Source organism: Cryobacterium sp. PH31-O1, assembly GCF_030063455.1.
Taxonomy (GTDB): Bacteria; Actinomycetota; Actinomycetes; order Actinomycetales; family Microbacteriaceae; genus Cryobacterium.
The window spans coordinates 296285-322759 of record NZ_JASITB010000001.1 but is presented as its reverse complement, the minus strand read 5'-3'; the positions used below and the strand labels follow the sequence as shown (position 1 = coordinate 322759).

Annotated in this window: 22 protein-coding genes; 14 read left to right on the top strand and 8 right to left on the bottom strand. The window is 62.8% G+C overall.

Translation table 11 applies throughout. The features are described from left to right. The first annotated feature begins 140 nt into the window (after positions 1 to 140). The 3 genes from QMK31_RS01530 (at position 141) to uvrB (ending at position 3817) form a co-directional block, all read left to right on the top strand. Positions 141 to 995, top strand: coding sequence for a response regulator (locus QMK31_RS01530; RefSeq protein ID WP_283499190.1), 855 nt, complete (start codon positions 141 to 143; stop codon positions 993 to 995). A 63-nt stretch (positions 996 to 1058) separates the two neighbouring features. Then, the gene (coaE, locus tag QMK31_RS01525; protein WP_283499189.1) at positions 1059 to 1718 is read left to right on the top strand and encodes a dephospho-CoA kinase; all 660 of its coding nucleotides are present in this window, start codon (positions 1059 to 1061) and stop codon (positions 1716 to 1718) included. 35 nt (positions 1719 to 1753) lie between these two features. Then, entirely contained in the window at positions 1754 to 3817 is a 2064-nt protein-coding gene (gene uvrB / locus QMK31_RS01520; RefSeq protein WP_283499188.1) for an excinuclease ABC subunit UvrB, read from the top strand. Between the two features lie 73 nt (positions 3818 to 3890). On the opposite strand, the gene QMK31_RS01515 is transcribed toward uvrB, so the two are convergent. After that, complete coding sequence (locus tag QMK31_RS01515) at positions 3891 to 4499, bottom strand: PadR family transcriptional regulator (RefSeq protein ID WP_283499187.1); 609 nt, start codon at positions 4497 to 4499, stop codon at positions 3891 to 3893. Positions 4500 to 4638: 139 nt separating this feature from the next. Here QMK31_RS01515 and uvrA point away from each other — a divergent pair, with 139 nt between their 5' ends. The 10 genes from uvrA to QMK31_RS01465 all read left to right on the top strand — a co-directional run bounded on the left by uvrA (position 4639) and on the right by QMK31_RS01465 (position 16162). Continuing rightward, a complete protein-coding gene (gene uvrA, locus QMK31_RS01510; protein WP_283499186.1) occupies positions 4639 to 7506 on the top strand; it encodes an excinuclease ABC subunit UvrA in 2868 nt (955 codons plus the stop codon). A gap of 12 nt (positions 7507 to 7518) precedes the next feature. Further along, positions 7519 to 9429 carry an excinuclease ABC subunit UvrC gene (uvrC, locus tag QMK31_RS01505; protein WP_283499185.1) on the top strand — a complete coding sequence of 637 codons (1911 nt, stop codon included), beginning with the start codon at positions 7519 to 7521 and terminating at the stop codon, positions 9427 to 9429. A 61-nt stretch (positions 9430 to 9490) separates the two neighbouring features. Continuing rightward, entirely contained in the window at positions 9491 to 10366 is an 876-nt protein-coding gene (rapZ, locus tag QMK31_RS01500) for an RNase adapter RapZ (protein WP_283499184.1), read from the top strand. Between the two features lie 80 nt (positions 10367 to 10446). Further along, positions 10447 to 11427 carry a DNA-binding protein WhiA gene (gene whiA, locus QMK31_RS01495; protein WP_283499792.1) on the top strand — a complete coding sequence of 327 codons (981 nt, stop codon included), beginning with the start codon at positions 10447 to 10449 and terminating at the stop codon, positions 11425 to 11427. Between the two features lie 101 nt (positions 11428 to 11528). Then, the gene (locus tag QMK31_RS01490; protein WP_283499183.1) at positions 11529 to 12155 is read left to right on the top strand and encodes a superoxide dismutase; all 627 of its coding nucleotides are present in this window, start codon (positions 11529 to 11531) and stop codon (positions 12153 to 12155) included. 102 nt (positions 12156 to 12257) lie between these two features. Beyond that, positions 12258 to 13265 carry a type I glyceraldehyde-3-phosphate dehydrogenase gene (gene gap, locus QMK31_RS01485; protein ID WP_283499182.1) on the top strand — a complete coding sequence of 336 codons (1008 nt, stop codon included), beginning with the start codon at positions 12258 to 12260 and terminating at the stop codon, positions 13263 to 13265. Between the two features lie 10 nt (positions 13266 to 13275). Next, positions 13276 to 14490 (top strand): phosphoglycerate kinase, encoded by a 1215-nt coding sequence (locus QMK31_RS01480; protein ID WP_283499181.1) that lies wholly within the window; start codon positions 13276 to 13278, stop codon positions 14488 to 14490. Further along, the gene (tpiA, locus tag QMK31_RS01475; protein WP_283499180.1) at positions 14481 to 15281 is read left to right on the top strand and encodes a triose-phosphate isomerase; all 801 of its coding nucleotides are present in this window, start codon (positions 14481 to 14483) and stop codon (positions 15279 to 15281) included. The genes QMK31_RS01480 and tpiA overlap by 10 nt, the downstream gene beginning before the upstream one ends. A 130-nt stretch (positions 15282 to 15411) precedes the next feature. Continuing rightward, positions 15412 to 15663, top strand: a complete 252-nt coding sequence (secG, locus tag QMK31_RS01470) for a preprotein translocase subunit SecG (RefSeq protein ID WP_092107845.1) — start codon at positions 15412 to 15414, stop codon at positions 15661 to 15663. 130 nt (positions 15664 to 15793) lie between these two features. Next, on the top strand, positions 15794 to 16162 hold the full coding sequence (locus QMK31_RS01465) for an RNA polymerase-binding protein RbpA (RefSeq protein ID WP_092107849.1): 369 nt from the start codon (positions 15794 to 15796) through the stop codon (positions 16160 to 16162). 106 nt (positions 16163 to 16268) lie between these two features. Here the strand turns inward: QMK31_RS01465 and pgl are convergent, their stop codons facing one another. The 6 genes from pgl to tkt all read right to left on the bottom strand — a co-directional run bounded on the left by pgl (position 16269) and on the right by tkt (position 24594). Beyond that, on the bottom strand, positions 16269 to 17051 hold the full coding sequence (gene pgl / locus QMK31_RS01460) for a 6-phosphogluconolactonase (RefSeq protein WP_283499179.1): 783 nt from the start codon (positions 17049 to 17051) through the stop codon (positions 16269 to 16271). Between the two features lie 2 nt (positions 17052 to 17053). Continuing rightward, entirely contained in the window at positions 17054 to 18016 is a 963-nt protein-coding gene (locus QMK31_RS01455) for a glucose-6-phosphate dehydrogenase assembly protein OpcA (protein WP_283499178.1), read from the bottom strand. Continuing rightward, positions 18013 to 19554 (bottom strand): glucose-6-phosphate dehydrogenase, encoded by a 1542-nt coding sequence (gene zwf / locus QMK31_RS01450; protein WP_283499177.1) that lies wholly within the window; start codon positions 19552 to 19554, stop codon positions 18013 to 18015. Before zwf ends, QMK31_RS01455 begins: the two co-directional genes overlap by 4 nt. Before the next feature lie 125 nt (positions 19555 to 19679). After that, positions 19680 to 21281, bottom strand: coding sequence for a glucose-6-phosphate isomerase (locus QMK31_RS01445; RefSeq protein WP_283499176.1), 1602 nt, complete (start codon positions 21279 to 21281; stop codon positions 19680 to 19682). Continuing rightward, the gene (tal, locus tag QMK31_RS01440; protein WP_283499175.1) at positions 21281 to 22408 is read right to left on the bottom strand and encodes a transaldolase; all 1128 of its coding nucleotides are present in this window, start codon (positions 22406 to 22408) and stop codon (positions 21281 to 21283) included. The genes QMK31_RS01445 and tal overlap by 1 nt, the downstream gene beginning before the upstream one ends. A 92-nt stretch (positions 22409 to 22500) precedes the next feature. After that, positions 22501 to 24594 (bottom strand): transketolase, encoded by a 2094-nt coding sequence (gene tkt / locus QMK31_RS01435; protein WP_283499174.1) that lies wholly within the window; start codon positions 24592 to 24594, stop codon positions 22501 to 22503. Positions 24595 to 24939: 345 nt separating this feature from the next. Between tkt and QMK31_RS01430 the strand changes: the two genes are divergently transcribed. Further along, entirely contained in the window at positions 24940 to 25860 is a 921-nt protein-coding gene (locus tag QMK31_RS01430) for a heme o synthase (RefSeq protein ID WP_283499173.1), read from the top strand. Between the two features lie 25 nt (positions 25861 to 25885). Here QMK31_RS01430 and QMK31_RS01425 read toward each other — a convergent pair whose 3' ends face one another. After that, complete coding sequence (locus QMK31_RS01425; protein ID WP_283499172.1) at positions 25886 to 26473, bottom strand: hypothetical protein; 588 nt, start codon at positions 26471 to 26473, stop codon at positions 25886 to 25888. Positions 26474 to 26475: the final 2 nt, after the last annotated feature.

The following is a 26475-nucleotide window of genomic DNA, read 5'->3' as shown; positions in this document are numbered from 1 at the left end:
TCTATCCTCTTATGGCTTATGATCTCGTGCCTGACGGGATTGTCTTCGCCGCTGAGTTTTCCACCGATGCACCCCTGGGCCTAGCTGGGATTCGAGAGCGAATACGTATTCCATGCACGACAGCCCCATCGGAGAGTCCCATGTATAGTCTTCACCCCGCCGACAATCCTGAGATCACGGTCGAGGACGATTCTGGGTCAATGCCTGCGACGCATTCCCCCACCGTAGCGAGCATTGCCGCGCCGAGCGGTCACTCAACAGCACTCGTTGTCGAAGACGATCCAAATTCATCCAAGTTGGTTCGGCTTTTATTAGAAGCGGAGGGGTTTCATGTCATATCGGCTCCGAGTGGTGAAGAAGCCCTGGAGCTCGCGCAGCGCATACCCCTAAACCTGATTACTCTTGATCTGCGCCTTCCAGGTATGGACGGATGGGAATTCTTGCTCAGATTGCACGAGTCGGCTGCCTTGGCCTCCATCCCCGTTGTGGTTATTGCCGGCCTTCCGAACATAGGTATGGCACTTAGCCGTGGAGCCGCTGCCGTTCTGGAAAAGCCTTTGCAGCGCGCAGAGTTGCAGAAGTCTCTCACCCTGCTCGGGCTGCGACCTGCCCGGTCTCACATTCGGCGCGTTCTGGTAGTCGACGACGACCGCCAAACGGTCGAACTCGTCACGTCCTTTTTGGAGAAGCCGGCCTATCGCGTCGAGGCAGCCGCTTCCAACGAGGCGGCGATCAACGCTGCCGTAACCCTGCCGCCGGACCTCATCATGATCAATCTCATGATGGAAGACCTCCGAGGGTTTAAGATCGTGCGCGCCCTTCAGCACAATGTCGCTACTCAGCGCATCCCCGTTTTGGTAATGTCGTCGCTGAAAATCACCGACGAGGAACAGGACACCATTGATTTTGACCCGGCGCAGCCGGTGGTGGCCATGAACAAGCCGGACTTTAACCGGGAGGCACTCCTGGCCGAGATCAAGCGTGCTCTAGGCTGACCTTCACGGGTCAAAGTTCTTCGCGGTGAGCCGCCGATGTACGCCACCAGATAGCATTGCGTAATGTATCTGATTGGGCTGACCGGCGGGATCGCGTCGGGCAAGAGCACCGTGGCGAAACGTCTGGCCGCTCTGGGAGCCGTGGGTATCGACGCCGATCAGCTGGCCCGTGAAGTGGTTGAACCCGGAACGCCTGGCCTTGCCGCGATCGTTGCCGAGTTCGGCAACGATATTCTGCTGGCCGAAGGCAGCCTGAATCGAGCAGCGCTGGGCACTGTCATCTTCGCCGATCAAACCCGAAGGGAGCGGCTGAACGCCATCACTCATCCGGCAGTGCGGCAACTCACCCGGGATCGGGTTGCTGCCGCAGGGGCCGCAGACCCGCACGCGATCGTCGTCTACGACGTCCCGCTCCTGGCCCAGGCTGTCGCTGGCGGCCTGGTCACGTTTGATCTGATTGTCGTCGTGCACGCCGGCGCTGGCACTCGTATTCAGCGCATGGTGGACTTGCGTGGCCTGACCCGGGAGGAAGCAACACAGCGCATCTCCGCGCAGGCGAGCGACGCGGACAGACTGGCCCTGGCCGATGTCGTGATCGACAACACCGGCACCGTCGACGCCACTCTGGCCCAGGTCGACGCGCTCTGGGAGCGGGTGCGCACAGCGGAAGCCCACGCGAACCGCGTGAGCAACGACATCCGCTCGCCGCTATCCGAGCTGTAGGGCCGAGTGTCAGACCCCCTTTGTAGAATGGAGGCATGGAACCCACGCGCTCTGTGAACCCGTTTGAAGTGGTCAGTGAGTACACGCCGAGCGGCGACCAGCCGGCCGCGATCGCCGACCTGGCCGCACGTATCAATGCTGGCGAAACCGACATCGTGCTGCTCGGTGCGACCGGTACCGGTAAATCGGCCACAACGGCCTGGCTGATTGAGCAGGTGCAGCGTCCCACGCTGGTTCTGGCGCACAACAAGACTCTGGCCGCCCAGCTGGTCAACGAATTCCGCGACCTGATGCCGAACAACGCGGTCGAGTACTTCGTCTCCTACTACGACTATTACCAGCCGGAAGCCTATGTTCCGCAGACGGACACCTTCATTGAGAAGGACTCCTCGATCAACGAGGAGGTCGAACGGCTGCGACACTCCACCACCAACTCGCTGCTGAGCCGCCGCGACGTTATCGTGGTGTCGACCGTGTCGTGCATCTATGGGCTCGGCACCCCAGAGGGCTACATGCAAGCCATGATTGCGCTGCAGGTGGGGCAAAAGGTCAGTCGCGACTGGCTCGTGCGCAAGTTCGTGGCCATGCAGTATAAGCGCAACGACGTCGACTTCTCGCGCGGCAATTTTCGGGTACGCGGCGACACCATCGAGATCATTCCCATGTACGAAGAGCTCGCCATTCGCATCGAGCTGTTCGGTGACGAAATTGAAGGACTGTACTCGCTGCATCCGCTCACCGGCGAAATTGTCAAAAAGCTCGAGGCCGTGTCCGTGTTTCCTGGTTCGCACTACGTCGCAAGCGACGACGTGATGCGCCGTGCGATTGGCACCATCGAAGTCGAATTAGCCGAACGGCTAGAGGTGTTAGAGCGCGAGGGAAAACTGCTCGAAGCCCAACGTCTTCGCATGCGCACCACCTTCGACCTCGAGATGATGGAGCAAATTGGTTTCTGCTCCGGCATCGAAAACTATTCCCGGCACATCGACGCACGCGAACCGGGTGAAGCGCCGCACTGCCTGCTGGACTACTTTCCCGACGATTTTCTGATGGTCATCGACGAGTCTCACGTTACCGTTCCGCAGATTGGGGCGATGTACGAGGGGGATTCATCGCGCAAGCGCACCCTGGTCGACCACGGCTTTCGGCTGCCGAGCGCGCTCGACAACCGACCGCTCAAGTTCAACGAGTTCAAGAACCGCGTCGGTCAAACCGTGTACCTTTCAGCGACGCCGGGCAAGTACGAGATGGGGATCGCTGACGGCATCGTCGAGCAGATCATTCGCCCGACCGGGCTCATCGACCCCCAGATCATCGTCAAGCCGAGCGCAGGGCAGATCGACGACCTGCTCGAAGAAATCAAGAAGCGCACCGAGAAGAACGAGCGTGTGCTCGTAACGACCCTCACCAAAAAGATGGCCGAGAATCTCACCGACTTTCTCACCGAGGCCGGTGTGCGGGTACGCTACCTGCACTCCGACGTTGACACACTGCGGCGCGTAGAACTCCTCACCGAACTTCGCGCCGGCATCTACGACGTGCTGGTCGGTATCAACCTGCTGCGAGAGGGCCTCGACCTGCCAGAGGTCTCGCTCGTGGCCATCCTCGATGCCGACAAGGAAGGGTTTTTGCGCTCCGCCACCTCGCTCATCCAGACCATCGGCCGAGCCGCACGCAACGTGTCGGGCGAGGTGCACATGTACGCCGACCGGCTCACCGCGTCCATGGAAAAAGCCATCGACGAAACCGATCGTCGCCGCGAGAAGCAAGTGGCGTACAACACCCTGCACGGCATCGATCCGACCCCCTTGCGCAAGCGCATCGGTGATATCACCGATGCCCTCGCCCGTGAAGAGGCCGACACGGCCGAACTACTGGCCGGTCGAGATGCCCGTCGAAAGAGTTCGACACCGACCCGTCGGGTCGGGCTGGCCGCGAACGGTGCGAACGATCTTGAATCGATCATCGCCGACCTCAACTCGCAGATGCTGGAGGCCGCCGGTGAACTCAAGTTCGAGCTCGCCGCCCGACTGCGTGACGAACTCTCCGAGCTCAAACGCGAACTCCGTCAGATGGAGAAGGCCGGTCACCTGCAATAGCGGTCGCATACACTCGCGGCACGCGTTGGAGAAGCTGGCACTCCCAGGAACACGTGCTGCATTTCTCGGTCTGTCATGCGATCACCCGCGCCGCCCTGGCCGGGCGGCCACGCCTCGGCACCTCGGTGTTCAGCGGCAGGGGAGCGGCAAGGCCAGCGGCGCGAGCTCGGGCCAGCCGCTGCTCCGAGTGCTCGAGCCAGCGCGCTTCGGCCTCGGCCGCAAAGATGAGCGAATCAATCACCAGAAGCCAGGCGAGTTGCTCAGCGGATTCTGGATCAGCCGCGGCATTTTTGGTGCGGATCAGTTCTTGCAGCGTGCGCATCGTCGCGCTGCGTTGCACTTGAATTACCTGGGCAATGTCCACTCCCGGTAGCGTCACCGCGACGGCAAGCTTGACGGCGAGTTCGTCGCGGGTCGCCATGGTGCGCACAACGGGGGAGCCGAGCCACTCGGCCACTTCTAGATGACCGGCATCGGTTATCTCGACGTAGTTCTGCCCATCAGCGTCAATATCGGCTTTTCGCACGAGGCCGTCACGTTCCAGTCGATCCAAGGTGTTGTAGATCTGGCCGACATTGAGCGGCCAGGTTGAGCCAGTCCGACGATCGAATTCGGCTCGCAACTGATAGCCGTAACACGGCCCCTGATCAAGGATGGCGAGCAGACTCTGGCGAACAGACATACAACCTCCGGTTTGAGCACGTGAGTAAAAACTACTGAGTATATACATACTCTAAAACGCTATCCGTGGCCGGCTTCATGTTCGCTCTCGGCGGTAGCTGTCGGTCAGCGGTGTCGGTGGTGTTGCATAGACTCGATAAGTGTCGATTACCAAGGTAGAAACAGGCCCAAAACTCAGTGTGCGCGGCGCCCGCGTGCACAACCTCCACAACGTTGATCTCGAGATACCGCGCGATTCACTCGTGGTCTTCACCGGGCTCTCCGGGTCGGGAAAGTCGTCGCTCGCCTTCGACACGATCTTCGCCGAGGGGCAGCGCCGGTACGTCGAGTCGCTCTCGGCTTACGCCCGCCAGTTTCTTGGGCAGGTTGACCGGCCCGACGTCGATTTCATCGAGGGCCTGAGCCCGGCCGTTTCGATCGACCAGAAGTCAACCAACCGCAACCCGCGGTCTACCGTCGGCACCATCACCGAAATCTACGACTACATGCGCCTGCTCTGGGCCCGCATCGGCGTGCCGCACTGCGCCGTCTGCGGCGAGGTCATTCAATCGCAGACCGTGCAGCAGATCGCCGACCAGCTCATGGAATTGAAGGCGGGCATCCGCTATCAGGTGGTCAGCCCGATCGTTTCGCAGAAGAAGGGCGAGTTCGTCGACCTGTTCCAGGAACTCGCCGGCGGCGGTTACTCCCGCGCCATCGTCGATGGCACCCAGATTCAGCTGAGCGAACCACCCACGCTCAAGAAACAGCAAAAGCACGACATCGCCGTCATCGTTGACCGACTCGTCGCCGGGCCCGAGCTGCTCAGCCGCCTCACCGACTCACTCGAAACGGCGCTCAAACTCACCGACGGCCTCGTGCAGATCAACTTCCTCGACGAAGAAGGAGACAAGGCCTGGCAGAACTACTCGGAGAAGCTCTCCTGCCCCAACAACCACCCGGTGCAGCTGACCGAGATTGAACCGCGCACCTTCTCTTTCAACGCCCCGTTCGGGGCCTGCCCGGAATGCTCGGGGCTCGGCACCCGCATGTCCGTCGACGAAGACCTGCTGCTCGGCGATCCAGACCTGAGCATCGCAGAGGGCGTCGTGCTGCCCTGGACAACCCAGGGCAAGGGTCTGTTCCAGTACTACGAGAAACTGCTCGACGGCCTCGCCCGCGACCTCGATTTCTCGCTCGACACTCCCTGGGGCGAACTCCGCGACGAGGTGCAGAACGCAGTGATGCGCGGCGACAACTTCGAGGTACGGGTCAAGTGGAAGAACCGCTACGGCCGGGAGATGAGCTACACCTCCGGTTTCGAAGGTGTCGTGCCCTACATCGAGCGCCAATACCTGCAGGCCGAGAGCGACACCCAGCGCCAGCGCTGGTCCGAATACCTGCGTGAGGTGGACTGCCACGTCTGCAAGGGCACCAGGCTCAAGCCTGAGGTGCTCGCTGTGCTCGTGCACGACGCGAGCATAGCGGATGTCTGCGCGCTCAGTTTGAGCGACGCTCGCGCGTTCATGGACAAGCTCACCCTCACCGACCGGGAGGCGGCCATCGCGGCTCAGGTGCTGCGTGAGATTCGGGCCCGCCTCGACTTTCTCATTCGGGTCGGGTTGAACTACCTCAACCTCGCCCGCGCTGCGGCGACCCTCTCCGGCGGTGAAGCGCAGCGTATCCGCCTGGCCACGCAGATCGGTTCCGGCCTCACCGGTGTGCTCTACGTGCTCGACGAACCGAGCATCGGCCTGCACCAGCGCGACAATCGGCGTCTGATCGAGACCCTGGTCACCCTGCGCGACCTCGGGAACACGCTCATCGTGGTCGAGCACGACGAAGACACCATCAAGACCGCCGACTGGGTTGTTGACATCGGTCCCGGTGCCGGCGTCAACGGCGGGCACGTCGTGCACTCCGGCTCCTATGAAGGGCTGCTGGCCAACACCAAGTCACTGACCGGCGACTACCTGTCCGGGCGCAAGTCCATCGCCACGCCGCAGACCCGCCGCCCGATCGACCCTGAGCGCCTGATCGGCGTCACCGGCGCCGAGGCCAACAACCTGCAGAAAGTCTCGGTGACCTTTCCGCTCGGCACCTTTACGGCCGTCACCGGGGTCAGCGGCTCCGGCAAGTCGTCGCTTGTCAACGACATCCTGTACCGGGTACTCGCCAACCGGCTCAACGGCGCCCGCAAGCTGCCAGGCAAGCACACCCGAGTCACAGGACTGGAACAGCTCGATAAGGTCATCCACGTCGACCAGGCGCCGATCGGTCGCACGCCGCGGTCCAACCCGGCCACCTACACCGGCGTGTTCGACAAGATCCGCACCCTGTTCTCCGAAACCATCGAATCGAAGACCCGCGGCTACCTGCCCGGCCGGTTCAGCTTCAACGTCAAGGGTGGGCGCTGCGAAGCCTGTTCGGGCGACGGCACCATCAAGATCGAGATGAACTTTCTGCCCGACGTCTACGTGGCCTGCGAGGTGTGCGGGGGAGACCGGTACAACCGCGACACCCTCACCGTGCACTACAAAGGCAAGAACATCGCCGAAGTCCTCGACATGCCGATCAGCGAAGCGGCCGATTTCTTCGAACCGATTTCTTCCATCCACCGCTTTCTCAAGACGCTCGTCGAGGTCGGACTCGGCTACGTGCGCCTCGGGCAGAGTGCTACCACCCTCTCCGGCGGCGAAGCCCAGCGGGTGAAGCTCGCCACCGAACTGCAACGCCGCTCCAACGGGCGCAGCGTATACGTGCTCGACGAGCCCACAACGGGCTTGCACTTCGAAGACGTGCGTAAATTGCTACTCGTGTTGAACAGCCTGGTCAACAAGGGCAACACCGTCATCGTGATCGAGCACAACCTCGACGTCATCAAGTCCGCCGACTGGGTGATCGACCTCGGCCCAGAGGGCGGATCCGGCGGCGGTAAGGTGCTCGCCACCGGTACACCAGAGCACCTCGCCACGGTCAAGAAAAGTTTCACCGGTTCCTTCCTCAAGGAGGTACTGGCTGCCGGCTAGGCGGCAACGGCTATGTCTGATGCGCTGAGCTATCGCCCGAAATCGGGCGAGATTCCCACGACCCCCGGGGTGTACCGCTTTCGCGACGCGACCGGGCGGATCCTCTATGTCGGCAAGGCCAAGAACCTGCGGGCGCGGCTCAGTAACTACTTCGCCCCGCTGCACAGCCTGCACGAACGTACGCGGCGCATGGTTACCACCGCGACGGGCGTGGAGTGGACGGTGGTCGGCACCGAGGTCGAGGCTCTTCAGCTCGAGTGGATGTGGATCAACGAGTTCGATCCGCCCTTCAACGTGCAGTTCAAGGACGACAAGTCCTACCCCTACCTCGCCGTTACCCTGGCCGACGAGGCTCCGCGGGCCCTGGTCACCCGCACCGAGGGCATCAAGGGTGCCCGCTACTTCGGGCCGTATCCCAAGGTCTGGGCCGTCCACGAAACCATCGAACTCATGCTCAAGGCTTTTCCCATTCGCACCTGCAACAACGCCAACTACAAGCGCGCGATGCAGAGCGGCAAGCCCTGTTTCGCCGGGCAGATTGGGCGCTGTTTCGGCCCCTGCTCCGGGCTGGTCTCCATGGAGGACCACCGCGCGATCGTCAATGAGTTCGTCAGCTTCATGAGCAGCCACGACAAGAAGCTCATCAACGCGCTCACCCAACAGATGAAGGACGCGGCCGCGGCTCAACAGTACGAAATAGCGGCCAAACGTCGCGATCAGGTGCGGGCGCTCAACGCCGTGCTTGAGAAGAGCGCGGTCGTGTTGCGCGACAATGTGGACATTGACTTGTTCGCCATCGAGCAAGACGAACTCGCAGCGGCCGTGCAGCTGTTCATCGTGCGTGGCGGGCGCATCCGCGGTGTGCGTGGCTGGATGGTCGACAAGGAGCTCGATGTCACCACGAGTGAGCTCATCGACTCCATGATGCGCACCGCCTACAATTCCGACACCTTGCCGCCACGCGAAATCGTGCTGCCCGAGTTGCCTGACGATGCCGAAGCCCTTGAAACCTGGCTGGCCGAGCGAGCCGGACGCAGGGTGCGCCTCGTCGCCGCCCAACGCGGTGAGAAAGCCGCCCTGCTCGTCACGGCCGGCAACAACGCCAAGCAGGCACTCATGCTCTACAAGACCCGGCGCAGCTCGGACTTCGTGGCACGGTCCAAAGCCCTCGAAGACATCCAGGATGCCCTCGAGATGCCCGCTGCGCCGCTGCGCATGGAGTGTTACGACGTGTCGCACCTCAGCGGCACGAATATTGTCGCGTCCATGGTCGTCTTCGAAGACGGACTGCCCCGCAAAGACGAGTACCGACGCTTCAACATTCCCGAATCCACCGATGACACCGATTCGATCTTTCAGATTCTGTCCCGCCGCCTCGCCTACCTGAAACCCGATTCCGCCCCGGCGGATGCCGGAGATCCAGAAGCAAACGCGGCCGCCGATGGCGATGGGAACGACGTCGTCACGGTCGAGCAGAAGCGGGCCAAATTTAAATATCAGCCGAACCTGCTCATCGTCGACGGTGGCCAGCCGCAGGTGGCTGCCGCCAAACGTGCCCTCGCCGAATCCGGCGTCACCGGCATTCAACTGTGCGGAATTGCCAAACGGCTCGAAGAAATCTGGCTTCCCGACTCCGACTACCCCGTGATTCTGCCCCGCAACAGTGATGCGCTGTTTCTCATTCAACGCATCCGCGATGAAGCACATCGGTTCGCGATCACGCATCAGCGCATTCGCCGCAAGAAGGACATCTCGTCCATTCTGGGTGAAATCGCTGGGCTCGGGCCGGCCAGGGTGAAAGTCTTGTTACAACATTTCGGTTCGGTAGCGCGGCTCAGGGTTGCTTCCGCGGCGGAAATAGCGGATGTCCGTGGCATCGGCCCGGTCTTGGCCGAGTCGATCCACGCCCACCTGCGTGCGTGAAGTGTCCGGCGCTGGGTAGGCTTGATAACCCACCAACTTCTCATTAAGGCGATTTCCAAGAATGACTATGGACCCCGACAAGCAGGAAGTGCTGATCGTCACGGGAATGTCCGGGGCGGGACGCTCCACGGTTGCCAACGCGTTGGAGGACCTCGACTGGTATGTCGTCGATAATCTGCCGCCACAGATGCTGCGGCCGCTGGTCGATCTGGTTGAACGGGCCGGCACTAACCTGCCCAGAATCGCAGCGGTCGTCGATATTCGGGGCCGCGACCTGTTCGGCGACTTCCTCGAGACCGTGCAGCTGCTACGCAGCGGTACCCAGGTGCAGGTCATCTTTCTCGAAGCCAGAGACGACGCGCTCGTGCGCCGTTTCGAATCAGTGCGCCGCCCGCATCCGCTGCAGGGGGACGGCACTCTGCTCGACGGTATCGCGGCGGAGCGATCCAGGCTGCTCGCCGTGCGGGAGTCCAGCGACCTCGTCATCGACACCTCAGATCTCAACGTGCACCAGCTCGCAACGACGATCACGGAGCGGTTCGCTGCTGAGGGTCGTGCGGGGGTGCAGCTGACCATCATGAGTTTCGGTTTCAAGTACGGCCTGCCGACCGACGTTGATCTGGTCGTCGACGCCCGCTTCCTGCCAAACCCGTTCTGGATCCCTGAACTGCGCGCACACACCGGCGTCGACCCGGAGGTGAGAGACTTTGTACTCGCCCAAACTGGTGCCCTCGAATTCATCGAGCACTACGCTGCAGCCATGGCACCAGTCTTGGCCGGATACCAGCGAGAAAACAAACGCCACGCCACCATCGGCATTGGTTGTACCGGCGGCAAGCACCGCTCCGTCGCGATGGCCAGAGAACTGGCGTCCCGGCTCGAAAAACTTCCCGGAGTTGCGGTCAATATCAAGCACCGCGACCTCGGACGCGAATAAGCGAGGCGGGGCGCAGCATCCGCTCCCCGGTCTTTCATCACTCAGACGTAACGCAACTGATCAACAGAATGGAAAAGCGATTGGCACTCACCGCCGACGTTAAAGATGAACTTTCGCGTGTGGAGGTCTCCAAGACCACTGTACGCGCGGCCGAACTGGCCACGATCCTCCGGTTCTCCGGCGGTTTGCACATGATCAGCAGCCGCATCGCGATCGAATCAGAACTCGACACCGCTATTTTGGCCCGCCGGGTGCGCAAAGATCTCGCCGAGCTGTACGGCGTGCGCAGCGCCCTGCAGGTCATCGCTGCGACCGGTATTCGTCAGTCCAGCCATTACCTCGTGCAGGTGATCGAGGGCGGCGAAACGCTGGCACGCCAGACCGGCCTGCTGGATGCCCGGCGCCGACCGATTCGCGGTCTGCCGAACCGGCTAACCACAGGCTCGAAGGACGAAATCGCCGCCGTCTGGCGCGGAGCTTTCCTCGCCCACGGCACACTGACCGATCCGGGCCGCTCCGCAGCCCTGGAGGTCGTCTGTCCCGGGAATGAGGCAGCCATGGCGCTGGTCGGAGCGGCGGGGCGCCTCGGCGTCGCGGCTAAGGCTCGTGAAGTGCGCGGGGTGCATCGCGTCGTCATTCGCGACGGCGACGCCATCGGCGCGATGCTCGTGCACATGGGCGCGACCAACACCGTGCTCAACTGGGAAACCCTCCGCCAGCGCCGCGAAGTGCGCGCCACGGCAAACCGACTGGTCAACTTCGACGACGCGAACCTTCGCCGTTCTGCCGAAGCGGCTGTCGCCGCCTGCGCGCGGGTACAACGGGCCATGGACATTCTCGGCGAAGATATTCCCAAGCACCTGCGTTACGCGGGAGACCTGCGCCTGAACTTTCGCGACTCCAGCCTCGATGAGCTGGGCCACCACGCCGACCCGCCAATGACCAAGGACGCCGTCGCCGGCCGTATTCGACGCCTGCTCGCCATGGCCGATAAAAAGGCGGTAGAACTCGGCGTCGAAGGCACGGATGTTGAATACCCGATTCATTCCGATGGCGCGTAAATCTTGGAATTCTGTGGCTCGCAATGCGCGCAGCTAGACTAAACCGTCGCATACAACGCCACGCACCCGGTGCGGTGGCACAACTCACAAGGAGATAAGTAATGGCCGAATACACCCTGCCCACCCTTGATTATGACTATGCGGCCCTCGAGCCCAGTATCAGCGGCACCATCATGGAACTCCACCATGGCAAGCACCACCAGGCCTACGTCACCGGCGCCAACACGGCCCTGACCCAGCTCGCGGAGGCCCGCGACAGCGGAAACCTCGCCAACGTGAACAAACTCCAAAAGGATCTCGCCTTCAATCTCGGCGGCCACGTCAACCACTCCATCTTCTGGACGAACCTGTCCCCGAACGGCGGCGACAAGCCGGTCGGCGAGCTCGCTGCTGCGATCGATGACAACTTCGGCTCTTTCGATAAGTTCCAGGCACATTTCACCGCCGCAGCGCTCGGCGTTCAGGGTTCCGGCTGGGCCGTCCTGGCGTGGGACTCCATCGGGCAGCGTCTGATCATTGAGCAGTTCTTCGACCAGCAGTCCAACTTCGCGGCCGGAACCGTTCCGGTTCTCATGCTCGATGTCTGGGAGCACGCCTACTACCTCGACTACCGCAACGTGCGGGCCGACTACGTGAAGGCTTTCTGGAACATCGCGAACTGGGCGAATGTGCAGGAGCGTTTCACCGTCGCACGCGAGAAGACGAACGGCCTGCTGCTACTCTCGTAGCCTGCCGGTGCCCCGAACGATTCGGGGCACCGCGGTTCCCGTCCCGCCCCCGTCCTCTTTTCATCGCGCCTAGCGGCGCCTCTTCTCAATCAGGAGCTACAAGTGTCCGTAAAGATCGGCATCAACGGATTCGGCCGCATTGGTCGTAACTACTTCCGAGCAGCCCTCGCCAAGGGCAGCGACATCGAAATTGTCGCTGTCAACGACCTCAGCGACCCCGCATCGCTCGCCCACCTGCTTAAGTACGACTCCGTCGGCGGTCGACTGAACGCCACCGTCGAGGTCGATGGAGATAACATCGTCGTCAATGGCAAGCCCATCAAGGTGCTGGCCGAGCGCGATCCGGCCAACCTGCCCTGGGGGGCGCTCGGCGTGGAAATCGTCATCGAGTCCACCGGTCGATTCACGAAAGCCGTCGATGCGCAGAAGCATATCGAAGCCGGCGCCAAGAAGGTCATCGTCTCGGCCCCCGCAACGGGTGCCGACGTCGCGACCCTCGTACTCGGTGTGAATGAGAACACCTACGACGCCGCAATTCACAACATCATCTCGAACGCGTCGTGCACCACGAACTGCCTCGCGCCGCTCGTCAAGGTGTTCCTCGACAACTTCGGCATTGAACGTGGCCTCATGACCACCATCCACGCCTACACCGCAGACCAGAACCTGCAGGACGGCCCGCACAGCGACCTACGACGGGCCCGCGCTGCCGCACTCAACATCATCCCCACATCGACCGGCGCGGCCAAGGCCCTCGGCCTGGTCATTCCGGAGAGCATCGGTAAGCTTGACGGTTACGCCCTGCGCGTTCCGGTCCCGACCGGCTCGATCACCGACCTCACCATCACTGCCTCCCGCACGGTGACAGTCGAAGAAGTGAACGCCGCCTACAAGGCTGCCGCCGAGGGACCGCTCAAGGGCATCCTCAGCTACACCGAGGACCCGATCGTCTCCAGCGACATCGTCGGCGACCCGCACTCGTCGGTCTTCGACGCCGGACTCACCAAGGTGATCGGGGACCAGGTCAAGGTTGCCTCGTGGTACGACAACGAGTGGGGCTACTCCAACCGTCTTGTCGACCTCACCGAGTTCGTCGCCGAGCGACTCTAAAGGTTGCGCGGTGACGTTACGCACGATTGACTCGCTGGGACCGCTGCGCGGAAAGCGGGTTATAGTCCGCTTCGACCTGAATGTGCCTTTGAAGAACGGTCAGATCACCGACGACGGACGAGTGCGGGCGTCACTGCCCACCCTCAACGCCCTCGTCGCCCAGGGCGCCCGCGTGGTCATCGTCTCTCACCTCGGGCGCCCCGACGGTGCAGTTGATCCCCAATACAGTCTGGAGCCGGTTGCCGCTCGCCTCGGCGAACTGGTGAATCTCCCGGTAGCCTTTGCCACCGATACCGTCGGCGACTCTGCCACCCGTGCCGTCGCTGCGCTGAAGGACGGCGAAATTGTCGTCCTGGAGAACCTGCGCTTTAATGCCGGAGAAACCAGCAAAGCGGATGCCGAGCGCGTCGCCTTCGCCGAGCAACTCGCCCGGCTCGGCGACGCACTCGTATCCGACGGATTCGGGGTCGTGCACCGCAAGCAGGCGAGCGTCTATGATCTGGCTTCGCTCTTGCCGAGCGCGGCCGGGCTGCTCATTGCCGCCGAACTCGACGTGCTTGATCGTCTCACCGAGAAGCCGGACGCACCGTACACGGTCATCCTCGGTGGCTCCAAGGTCAGCGATAAGCTCGGCGTCATCGGACATCTGCTGCCAAGGGTGAATTCCCTGCTCATCGGTGGCGGCATGCTGTTCACATTCCTCGCCGCCCAGGGACACCAGGTCGGCGCCAGCCTGCTGGAAAGCGACCAGATCGAGACAGTTCGCGGCTACCTGGCCGAAGCCGAACGTCTCGGTGTGAAAATCGTGCTTCCGACCGACGTCGTGGTGGCGTCGAAGTTCGGTGCCGACGCTGAGCACGTAATCACCCCAGCTGATGGAATTGAGAACACACCGTTCGGCGCCGCCGGACTCGGCCTGGACATCGGGCCCGAAACCGCGGCAGCATTCGCGGCCATTATTCGTGTGTCGAACACCGTGTTCTGGAACGGTCCGATGGGTGTTTTTGAACTGGCACCTTTTGCGGAGGGCACCCGAACGGTGGCCGCCGCCCTCACCGAGGTCACCGGCCTCAGCGTGGTCGGTGGCGGCGACTCAGCCGCGGCCGTGCGCATCCTCGGTTTCCACGACGACCAATTCGGTCATATTTCTACCGGCGGTGGCGCTAGCCTCGAATTTCTCGAAGGCAAACGTCTACCAGGACTGGAGGTCCTCGGATGGCAGTAAACATCAACCCTCGGCGCACACCGCTGATCGCGGGCAACTGGAAGATGAACCTGGACCACCTCCAGGCAATCGCTTTCGTACAGAAGCTCGCGTGGAACCTCAAGGACGCCGGGCACGACTTCGCCGCTGTCGAGGTGGCAGTTTTCCCACCGTTCACCGATCTGCGCAGCGTGCAGACGCTCGTGTCGGCCGACAAGCTCCCGCTGGCGTTCGGTGCTCAGGATGTGTCAGCCCAGGATTCGGGTGCCTATACGGGCGAGATCTCAGGTGCGTTCCTTGCGCAGTTGGAATGTCAGTACGTCATCATCGGGCATTCCGAACGCCGAACGCTGCACAATGAGAGCGACGGGCAGGTTGCCGCCAAGGTGACCGCCGCGTTGAAGCACAACCTCGTACCGCTGATCTGTGTCGGTGAGAGCGCTGAGGACCTCGCCGTCCACGGTCCGAGTGCGGTTCCGGTCGCCCAACTGCGCGCTGCCCTCGCTGGTGTCACGCATGCGGCCGACATTGTCGTCGCCTACGAGCCGGTGTGGGCGATTGGCTCCGGCCAAGCCGCCACACCGGAGCAGGCGGAACAGGTCGCCGCAGCGCTGCGCGGAGTTCTCGTCGACACTCTCGGACAGGATGTTGCCGACAAGACCCGAATTCTGTATGGCGGCTCGGTCAAGAGCGGCAACATTGCCGCTTTCATGCGTGAGCCCAACGTTGACGGTGCCCTGGTCGGCGGTGCGAGCCTGGACATTCCGGAGTTCTCCAGCATTATTCGGTATCACAAGCACGTCGGCCTGTAGTCCGACGCGTTCTTGACATAGCGTGGCGAGGTGGTTGCCCCCAGGGCAACCGCCTCGCTCCCGTGTCTCGGGTATAATTACGATGGTCTGGGCGCCAGAGTTGCGCCCACCGTGTCTTGAAAGGTTTCGTGTGGAGATTCTCCAGGTCGTCATGCAGGTGCTCGTCGGAATTACGAGCCTCCTGCTCACCATGCTCATTTTGTTGCACAAGGGACGGGGCGGTGGGTTGTCCGACATGTTCGGTGGCGGCGTGACGTCGAACCTTGGAGCCTCTGGGGTTGCCGAGCGCAACCTTAACCGCATCACAATTATTCTGGGCCTGCTCTGGATCTCGTGCATCGTCGTGCTCGGATTGATCACCAAGTTTGACACCGGGGCTTAACTTTTCGCCCCGGGCGGAGTTACCCTGTCTTTTCAGGGCACAGAATTTCGGCAGCACCAACAAATTTCTGCAGCACTAATAACTGCTCGATAATGCAGCGCACGACTGCACGATTCAACGGAGGAACAAGATGGCATCAGGCGGCAGCGCAATTCGTGGCTCGCGTGTAGGCGCGGGCCCCATGGGTGAGCAGGACCGCGGTTTTCACGCGGACCGCATCAAGGTTTCCTACTGGGACGCACTCGGCAACGAGACCGTACGGTACTTTGCCGCGAGCCTTCCCGACGAGGAGATTCCCGTGACCATCGATTGCCCGTCATCCGGGCTGCCGGCCGGCCGCGACAAGGAGAATCCTCCCTCCGTCGTGAAGCTTGAGCCCTACAAGACACACCTGGCTTACGTCAAGGAACGTCGAACCGAGGAAGAAGCAGAGTCGCTCCTTGAAGAGGCGCTCAATCAGTTGCGCGTTCGTCGCGGCAAGCTGTCTCCCACAAACTGATATTCGAACGCAAAAGCCGGTTCTCGATAAATCGAGAGCCGGCTTTTGTGCTTTGCAAGAAGGAGTCTTTTCCAGGCGGTGTCTTTAGAGACCGTCGACGTTTGGACTATGCCGGTGAGATAAGGTTTTCCGGGACCTGGGCTGCCGCGTCGCTGTCAACGAAGAACATCGTGCGGTAGCGTCCCTTGATTCCCGCTGCAGGAACCTCGTCGCGGCTCGCTCCCGCCAGTGCAAGTCCAAGGGCTGAGGCCTTGTCGGAGCCGGCCAGAACCAGCCAGACCCGGTCTGAAGAATTGAGCACGGGGCGTGTCATCGACAGGCGATCAGCCGGCGGCTTGGGCGAGTCGCGCACGATTATCACGCTCGCGTCCCGCTCGCGAATGCCCGACCGGTGCGGGAACAGCGACGCGATGTGCCCGTCTGGTCCGACCCCGAGAAATGTCACGTCAAAACGGGGGTACTGGGCACCCTCCGTAGCGTGGGCCAGCAGCTCCGCCGTGTACCGAGCGGCCGCGGCCTCGAGGGCGTCCTCTCCCGCTGTGTGTGGGTCATCTGATGCGCCGAATGCGTGGATGTTGGCGGGCGGCACGTCGATGTGGTTGAGCAGAGCATCGCGTGCCTGTAACTCGTTCCGCTCGGGGTCTGCGCGAGGGACCCAACGCTCGTCACCCCACCAAAAGCTGACTCGGGACCAGTCGATGGTGTCGCGTGCGGCCGATTCGTTGATGGCCGCCAGCACGGCGATTCCCACGGAGCCACCGGTCAGTACAACGTGCGCTTCATCTTGTTCCTGCAGCACATCGACCATGTTTGTCAGAAATCGGGCAGCGACCGAACCGGCCAACGCTTGCTTGTTCTGGTGCACCAGCACGCGTCGATCATTAGTCATGGTCACAATCCGGTTCCTGGGCTCAGCACATCATCGAGTTGCGGCAGGCCGCGAGTGATGACCTCACCATACAGCTCGTCGGGATCAAGTCGACGCAGTTCGTCGGCCAGACAGTCGCGCAGGCTGCGACGTTTGAGGGTCAGATCCTGCATAGGTTGTCCCGGCTGGCTGAGCGTGGCGATGTCTGGCACTTCACGTTCGAGCGAGATAGTCCCTGACTCGCGGGTGAGGTGTACCCCGTGCACGCCGCCCTCGTGGGGACCGGTGGTCAGCTCGTAGTCCACGGGCACCTGCAGCTGCATCTGCAGCCACGCTGCCAACAGGGTGGTCGACGGTGAGGCCGCGGCGCCAGAGACCCGGATGCCGGTGACCGGTTCATACGGGGGCTGGTCCAACACGGCGGCCAACTGAGCTCGCCACAGCGTCAGGCGGGTCCAGGCGAAGTCGGTGTCGCCTGGCTGGTAGCTATCGCACAGGTGGTGCAGCGCGGCCTGCGGATCCGGCTGCGCCGAGGCATCCGTGATGCGGCGGTAGGCGATGCGGCCGAGTGGGGAATCGCCGGGAACGGCCGGGGCCGTCCCCGGCCACCAGGCGACGACGGGAGCATCCGACAACAGCAGGCCGGTGACCAGGCTTTCCGGATCGCTTGCGGCCTCTCCGTACACGCGCAGAACGATGACCTCACTGGCGCCGGCGTCACCGCCAACTCGAATTTCCGCATCGACCCGTGCCTCGGGTGTCGCTGCCGAAGGGTTGGTTTCCTGAGTGGACACGACGATGACGCGCATAGGATGCTCCCGCGAGGCGTCATTGGCGGCCTCGATGGCTTCTTCCTCGTGTCCGACGGTTGATGCAATGATCAGGGTCAGTACACGGCCGAGGGCGACAGCGCCGCCCTCTTCCCGAATGCGAACGAGTGCTTTCGAGATCTTCGCGGTCGTGGTGTTGGGCATATCGACGATCATGGACGCCTCCAGGTACGGCCGTCGCGGGCCAGTAGGTCATCAGCGGATGTAGGGCCCCACGTTCCGGGACGGTACTGCTCGGGCTGCCCCTGCGTGGCCCAGTACTCCTCGATCGGGTCGAGGATCTTCCAGGACAGTTCCACCTCTTCGTGCCGGGGGAACAGCGGCGGGTCGCCGAGGAGAACATCGAGGATGAGTCGCTCGTAGGCCTCGGGACTCGCCTCGGTGAAGGCGTGGCCGTAACCGAAGTCCATGGTCACATCGCGCACCTGCATGACAACTCCCGGAACCTTCGATCCGAACCTGATCGTGACTCCCTCGTCTGGCTGTACCCGAATAACAAGGGCGTTATGGCCGAGTTCGGCGGTCTGTCCGGGGGCGAACAGGTATTGCGGGGCGCGTTTGAATACCACGGCGATTTCGGTGACGCGACGTCCGAGACGTTTGCCTGCACGCAGGTAGAACGGCACTCCATCCCAGCGGCGCGTGTCGATGGTCAGGCGCATAGCCGCGTAGGTCTCGGTGACCGAGTCCGGATTCATGCCGTCCTCCTCGAGAAAACCTACGACCTTTTCTCCGCCCTGCCATCCACCGGCGTATTGACCGCGGGCGGTGCCGCCTCCGAGGTCGGCGGGCAGCCTTACCGACGCGAGCACTTTTTCTTTCTCGGCGCGCAGGTCGGCGGCGTCGAAGGAAATGGGCTCTTCCATAGCAGTCAGGGCGAGAAGCTGCAGCAGGTGGTTTTGAATCACATCGCGCGCGGCGCCGATGCCGTCGTAGTATCCGGCGCGGCCTCCCACGCCGATATCCTCGGCCATGGTGATCTGCACATGCTCAACGTGGTTGGCGTTCCAGAGCGGCTCGAACATCTCATTGGCGAAGCGCAGCGCCAGAATGTTCTGCACCGTCTCCTTGCCGAGGTAGTGATCGATCCGAAAGACGGAATCGGGCGGAAAGACCGACTCAACGACATCGTTCAGCTGACGCGCTGTCTTGAGGTCGCTGCCGAAAGGCTTCTCAATAACGACACGGCGCCACTGGCCATCCTTCTGCTCGGCGAGTCCGGAACGGCGCAGCTGCTCGGTGACCTGGGGGAAGGCCTTCGGCGGGATCGCCAGGTAGAACGCATGGTTGCCCATTGTTCCGCGCTCACGGTCGAGGTCGTCGATGGTCTGGCTAAGACGGGTGAAGGCTTCATCGTCATCAAAAGTGCCAGAAACAAAACGGATGCCCTCGGCCAATTGCGCCCAGACATCCTCGTGGAACTCGGTGCGGGCATGCTCCTTAACGGCATCATGCACGACCTGCATGAAGTCTTCGTTGTCCCAGTCTCGGCGCGCAAAACCGACCAGGGCGAAACCGGGCGGCAGCAGCCCCCGGTTAGCGAGGTCGTAGACAGCGGGCATGAGTTTTTTGCGCGCAAGGTCACCGGTGACGCCGAAGATTACAAGGCTAGAAGGCCCGGCAATTCGATTCAGACGATAGTCGGAGGGCGACCTGAGCGGATTAAACTCCGGAGTAATTTCCACCGGGGACATGCAGCTCCTTTGACGGGACAGTGCAGAAAGTTTGAGGAATAAAAGGCGGTGATTCAGCGAAGATCTTACCGGGTACCACCGGTCGGTTCCTCGCGAGCGGGCGCCAGCAAGGAACCGACCTCCGTTTAGGCGAGTGCCTGGAACAGGGTGGAGATGTTCTCTTTAGGCTGCGTCAGAGTCAACGTAAGCACGGGGCGAGCGTGCTCGGCGAGCACGCTCGCGTCGCCACTGGCCTGAGCCTGGATCAGCTGACCGAAGGTGAATGGACGCTCGGGAATGTCGAGGTCCTCCGCCGGCGTGGCGAGAATCTGCAGGTACACGGCGGTGGCCGGTCCGCCCTTGTGGAACTGCCCGGTGGAGTGCAGAAAGCGTGGCCCCCAACCGAACGTGACCGGCCGCTTCGACAGGGCGGCGAGCTTGTTGCGAATATCGGCCAGTTCCGGCAGGGCGAGACGGTCGACATACGCCTGAACGGCAACGTAACCCTCGGGGCCGAGCTCTTCGAGCAGGGCGTCGATCGCCGAGGCGAGGTCGCTCGCGGCACCGATGACGTGCGGCGTGCCACGCACTTCAATGCCGTCGGTGATAAACGCGGCCGGCTCCGGCGCTGGGCGGGCGTCGAGCAGACCCCGGGTGGCGATCTTGGCGGACTCCACGTCTGGCTGATCGAACGGGTTGATGCCGAGCAGTCGACCGGCGACGACCGTCGCGTATTCCCAGACCAAAAACTGCGCCCCGAGGGTTCCGCTGACCCGGATCTCGTCGCCTGAATCATCAAACAGCGCGGTTCCGGCATCGGCGACAACCCGCACGAGCTGCACATCCGGCAGAGCCTCGGCCAATTCGGGAGCGTCCAGCTCGAGCACGACCGGCAAGATACCGGTACCGAGCTTGCCGGTGGATTCGGCGATGAGCTGCTCGACCCAATCGGCAAATCCGACGATGGGGGTCCCGTCCGAGACAATGGCGAGTTTGTTGCGCCGCGGGTTTGTAGCGGCGATCGCCGCGCCGAGCACGAGTCCCGGGTTCTCGGGGGAGTCCACGGCCAGTGCCAGTGCGACCGACTCGGCCTCGTCGAGCAGCGCGCCGACGTCGACTCCGGCCAGTCCAGCCGGCACGAGACCGAACGCGGTCAGTGCGGAGTAGCGACCGCCGACGGTCGGGTCGGCATTGAAAACACTGTAGCCAGCTTCCCGAGCGGATGCCTCGAGCGGCGATCCCGGATCGGTTACGACAACGATGCGCTCGGCCGGGTCGATGCCGATGGCGCGGTACGCGCGTTCGAATACGCGACGTTGGCTGTCGGTTTCGACCGTCGAGCCGCTCTTGGACGAAACCACGAGGGCCGTTCCGGCAAGGTTGTCATTCAGGGCAGCGAGCACCTGTCCAGGGTCGGTCGCGTCGAGCACGGTGAGGGTCACGCCTGCGGTGCGCGTGATGACCTCGGGCGCGAGTGACGATCCGCCCATTCCGGCGAGGGCGATCTGGGTGACGCCGCGCGCCTGCAGGATGGCCCGCAGTTCCTCGATTTCCGCTACGAGCGGGCGGGAAACGGCGACGGATTCGGTCCAGCCGAGGCGCACAGCGGCCTCGGCTTCGGCCTCGGGGCCCCACAGCGCGGGGTTCTTGGCGGTGATACCGGAGGCGACGCGATCCGAGACCAGGGCAGGCACGCTGGCGCGCACGGCATCGGCCGCGGCGCCACCGACCGAGATGCGAAAACTCATTACACTGCCGCGCTGGTCGAGGCGGCGGTGAGGGCTGTCTGCACGGTATCGAGCAGTTCGTTCCAGGACACCTCGAACTTCGACAGGCCCTCCTCTTCAAGCAGGCGGGTCACGTCGGTGTACGAGACGCCCTGGGCTGCGAGTGCGTCGAGTATGGCGTTTGCTGCCGTGTAGGAGCCGGTGACCGAGTCGGCGGGAATAACGCCGTGGTCGGCAGCGGCAAGCATGGTCTTTTCTGGCATCGTGTTGACGACCTCAGGGGCGACGAGCTCGGTCACGTACAGGGTGTCGGGCAGGCTGGCGTCCTTGACCCCGGTCGAGGCCCAAAGCGGGCGCTGCTTGGTAGCGCCGGCCTTGATCAGACCGAGGGCGCGCTCACTGCTGAACGCCTGCTCGTACACCTGGTAGGCGAGCTGCGCGTTGGCGACGCCGGCCTTGCTCTTCAGCGCGAGGGCTTCGGGGGTTCCGATCGCTTCGAGGCGGGCGTTGATTTCGGAGTCGACGCGCGAGACGAAGAACGAGGCAACCGAGTGGATGGTGGCGAGGTCGATTCCGGCGGCCTTGGCCTGTTCAAGGCCGGACAGGTAGGCATTAATGACCTGTCGGTGACGCTCGAGGCTGAAGATCAGGGTGACGTTGACGCTGATGCCAAGAGCAATAGTCGCCGTGATGGCTTCCAATCCTTCGACCGTCGCGGGAATCTTGATCATCGCGTTGGGGCGGTTGACCTTGGCCCAGAGCTGCTGGGCTTCGGCAACCGTTCCGGCCGCATCGCGGGCGAGGCCCGGCTCGACCTCGATCGAGACGCGTCCATCCTGGCCGTTGGTCGAGTCGTACACCGGGCGAAAGATGTCGCAGGCGGCGGCGACGTCGTCGGTGGTGATGGCGAAGACCGCGTCGGTCACATTCGTGCCAGCGGCGGCCAGCGTCGCGACCTGCTCGGTGTACGCTTCGCCCTTGGCCAGGGCGCCAGCGAAGATCGTCGGGTTGGTGGTAACACCGACGACGTTGCTGTTCTTGATCAGGTCCTGCAGCCCGCCGGAGTTGATGCGTTCGCGAGAGAGGTCGTCGAGCCAAATGCTGACGCCGGCTGCGGATAGCTGGGCGAGGGGTGTCGGGTTTGTCATTGTTGCAATCTCCTTTGTGCTGCCGTCAGGCAGTGAGCTGTTGCGGTGTGGTGGAGAGGATAGTGCCGTATTGACCCCTATCGGGGCCAACGTCAGGCTGCGCTAATTGATTCCTTGGCGGCAGCGACAACGGCCTCTGTGGTGATGCCGAATTCGCGAAACAGTGTCTCGTAGTCGGCGGATGCCCCGAAGTGCTCGATGGAGATGCTACGGCCGGTGTCGCCGACGTAGCCGCGCCAGGTCAGCGCGAGGCCGGCCTCGACCGAGACGCGGGCCGTGATCGCGGCTGGAAGCACCGATTCACGGTATTCGCTGCTCTGTTCTTCGAACCACTCCACGCACGGGGCGCTGACCACGCGCGCATTGATGCCTTCCAGGGCCAGCTGCGCGCGGGCGTCCACGGCGAGCTGCACCTCTGATCCGGTGCCGATCAGGATGACGTCGGGGGTTCCGCCGGCTGCTTCGACGAGCACGTAGGCGCCGCGAGCGACGTTTTTCGCCGAGGCGAAGATTTCAGCGGATGCTGCGCCCTCGCCACGCTCGTAGACGGGAATGTTCTGACGGGTGAGGGCGATTCCGGCTGGGCCGTTTCGTCGTTCCAGAATGGTCTTCCAGGCCCAGGCGGTTTCGTTGGCGTCGCCGGGGCGAACGACGTCGAGTCCGGGGATCGCGCGCAGAGTTGCGAGCTGTTCGATTGGCTGGTGGGTGGGGCCGTCCTCGCCGAGTGCGATGGAGTCGTGGGTCCAGACGAAGATCGACGGCGCCTTCATGAGCGCGGCCAGTCGAACGGCCGGGCGCATGTAGTCGCTGAAGATAAGGAAGGTGCCGCCAAAGGGGCGGGTGTTGCCGTGCAGCACGATGCCGTTGAGAATCGCGGCCATAGCGTGCTCGCGAATGCCGAAGTGCAGCACCCGACCGTAGGAATTGCCGGTCCATGCACCGGTGGAGTGCTCGCTCGGAATGAACGATGCGGCGCCGCCGATGGTGGTGTTGTTCGATTCGGCGAGGTCAGCCGAACCGCCCCACAGTTCCGGGATGACTCCGCCGAGGGCGGTTAGTACCTTGCCGGACGCCGCGCGAGTGGAGACCGCTGTGCCCGCTGCGAACAACGGAAGGGAAGCGTCGATGCCGTCGGGCAGATCGCCGGACAGCACCCGATCGAGCAGTATCCTACGCTCGGGGTTGGCTGCAGCCCAGGCATCGAAACGCACGGTCCACGCGGCGTGCGCGGTGGCGCCGCGCTCCACGGCGAGGCGGGTGTGGGCGATGACCTCGGGGGACACGTCAAAGGTCTTCTCCGGATCGAAGCCCAAAACCGTCTTGACCCCGGCGAGTTCCTCGGCGCCGAGAGCGGAGCCGTGGATCTTGCCGGTGTTCTGCTTCTTCGGACTCGGCCAGCCGATGATCGTCTTGAGAATGATCAGGCTCGGCTTGCCGGTTTCGTTCTGGGCGGCCTCGATGGCTGCATTCAGCTCGGCGACGTCTTCCACGTAGGAGCCGGTCTTCTTCCAATCCACCGTCTGCACGTGCCAGTCGTAGGCGGCATAGCGCGCAGCGACATCCTCCGTGAAGGCGATGTTGGTGTCGTCCTCGATCGAGATCTGGTTGCTGTCGTAGATGGCAATGAGATTGCCGAGCTGCTGGTGGCCAGCGAGAGAGGATGCCTCGCTCGTGATGCCTTCCTGCAGATCGCCATCCCCGGCGATGACATAAACAAAGTGGTCGAACGGGCTGGCGCCATTGGCGGCATCCGGGTCGAACAAGCCGCGCTCGAAACGCGACGCGTAGGCGAACCCGACAGCGGATGCCAGTCCCTGGCCGAGCGGGCCGGTCGTGATTTCGACGCCATCAGTGTGGCCGTATTCCGGGTGGCCGGGGGTCTTGGAGCCCCAGGTGCGCAGAGCCTTGAGGTCGTCGAGCTCGAGGCCGTAGCCACCGAGATACAGCTGCACGTACTGGGTCAGCGAGCTGTGGCCGACCGAGAGAATAAACCGGTCGCGACCGATCCATTCGTTGTCGGCCGGGTCGCGGCGCATGATCTTCTGGAAGAGCAGGTATGCGGCCGGGGCAAGACTCATTGCGGTGCCCGGATGCCCGTTTCCCACCTTCTCAACGGCGTCAGCCGCCAGAATCCGCGCGGTGTCGACCGCCTGATCGTCAATGGAATCCCATTGGAAAGCTGCCACGTCACGTAACCCTTCATCGGAGCGAAGGCGGGTTGAGCTCAACCCATCCTTTGATAGTTGTGCAATTGTCGGCAACCATTTCGCTCTTGCTTGTCGCGCCTTCCCGGCGCTGGACGACAAGCGAAGTGTCACCCCCAGCGAGTTGGCCTGCTTTACGCTGCCATCTCCCACCCGGGGGCTCGCCGAACTACTGATTCACTGTGGGGAGCAGTGCAAGTATACGGAAGGAATGTGCCGGAGGCTCGAAATGCCGTGACATGAAGTCACATTCCTCATTCGCGTCCGGTGGAGCGTCGTGCGGCAGATGTCCTAGAATAGGAAGACTTGCCTAGCGTTAGAGGATTAATGGACGTCGCCCTGAAGACCCCGGTCCGGAGCGGACCGCGCACACTGAAGCGCACCATCAGGGCCTACGTTTCCCTCACTAAACCGCGCGTTGTCGAGTTGCTTCTGGTTGTCACGGCCCCCACAATGCTGCTCGCTGAGCGGGGAATCCCCAATCTGTGGTTGATTCTGGCAACGCTGGTCGGCGGGTCGCTCAGCGCCGGGTCCGCGGGTGCGTTCAACTGTTACCTGGATCGTGATATCGATCGCCTAATGAAGCGTACGAAGAACCGGCCGCTGGTCACGGGTGAACTCAGCGATCGGGAAGCGCTGATTTTCGCGTGGGCGCTGGGCGCAGCATCCATTTTGTGGTTGGGGCTGCTGACCAACTGGCTCGCCGCCGCGCTGTCGTTCGGCGCTATTTTGCTCTACGTCGTGTTTTACACGATCATCCTCAAACGTCGTACGCCGCAGAACATCGTCTGGGGCGGCGTCGCCGGGTGTATGCCCGTGCTCATCGGCTGGGCGGCCGTGACCGGTGATCTGTCGTGGCCACCGATCATCCTCTTCATGATCATCTTCCTGTGGACACCGCCGCACTACTGGCCGCTATCGATGAAATACCGCAGCGATTACCAGGCCGCTGGCGTTCCCATGCTCGCCGTTGTGCGCGGTCGCGCCCAAGTGGGCCTGCAGGTCATCCTCTATGCGTGGGCCACCGTCGCGTGCTCGCTGCTGCTTATTCCCATCGCCGGTATGGGACTGTTGTACAGCTTCACCGCGCTCGTCACCGGTGGCTGGTTTATCTATGAGACGCACCGCCTGTACAGCCTGGCTATTCGGCACGAGCACGTGTCACCGATGCGTGTCTTCCACGGTTCGATCGCCTACCTGACGCTGCTGTTTGTGGCTGTTGGAGTAGACCCGCTGCTTCCGTTCTAGCCCGGCTGGTACTTTTCGGTTGAGGTTAAACCCGGCGGGTGAGGCGGGTATCAATCTTGCCGACATCCGCCGCGTGCATAACGACCGTGACGACGCGCCCAGCCAGGGCCATCGCCGTAGCGGTGAAGTCGGAGGCCGTGACGGTGATGGCGGGCAGGGCTGTGTCGTCGACGACCAGGTTCGACCGGTGGGCCAGTGCCAGCTCGATCTCCGACTGCTGTTGGGTATGCCGTTCCGCCCATAATTGCGATCCGAAGTCGTACGGGTTCTTGGCATAATTCATCACGATGTACTGCAGGTGCTGGTTCAGTGCATCTCGGATGGGGTCGCCGCCACGACTGGTAGATCCCGGCACGTCGGTGAAAACGAATCCGCGCAGTTCGGCGATGCCGACCGGTCCGGCGGGGGAATCTTCAAACCAGAAGTTGCCCGACGGGTCGGCGAGCCAATAGTGCGCCTGCGCTTCGAGCGTGCGGCCGTGATTGCCGTACCAGCTCCAGCCGCGTTCCTGAATGCGCGGTTGCGGCACGAAACCGAACACCGGCGGACCGAACAGGGCGAGGCGCGCCGCGTCGTCTGGCGGCTTCGATTTGGCTCCCGGAGCGAGATGCATGT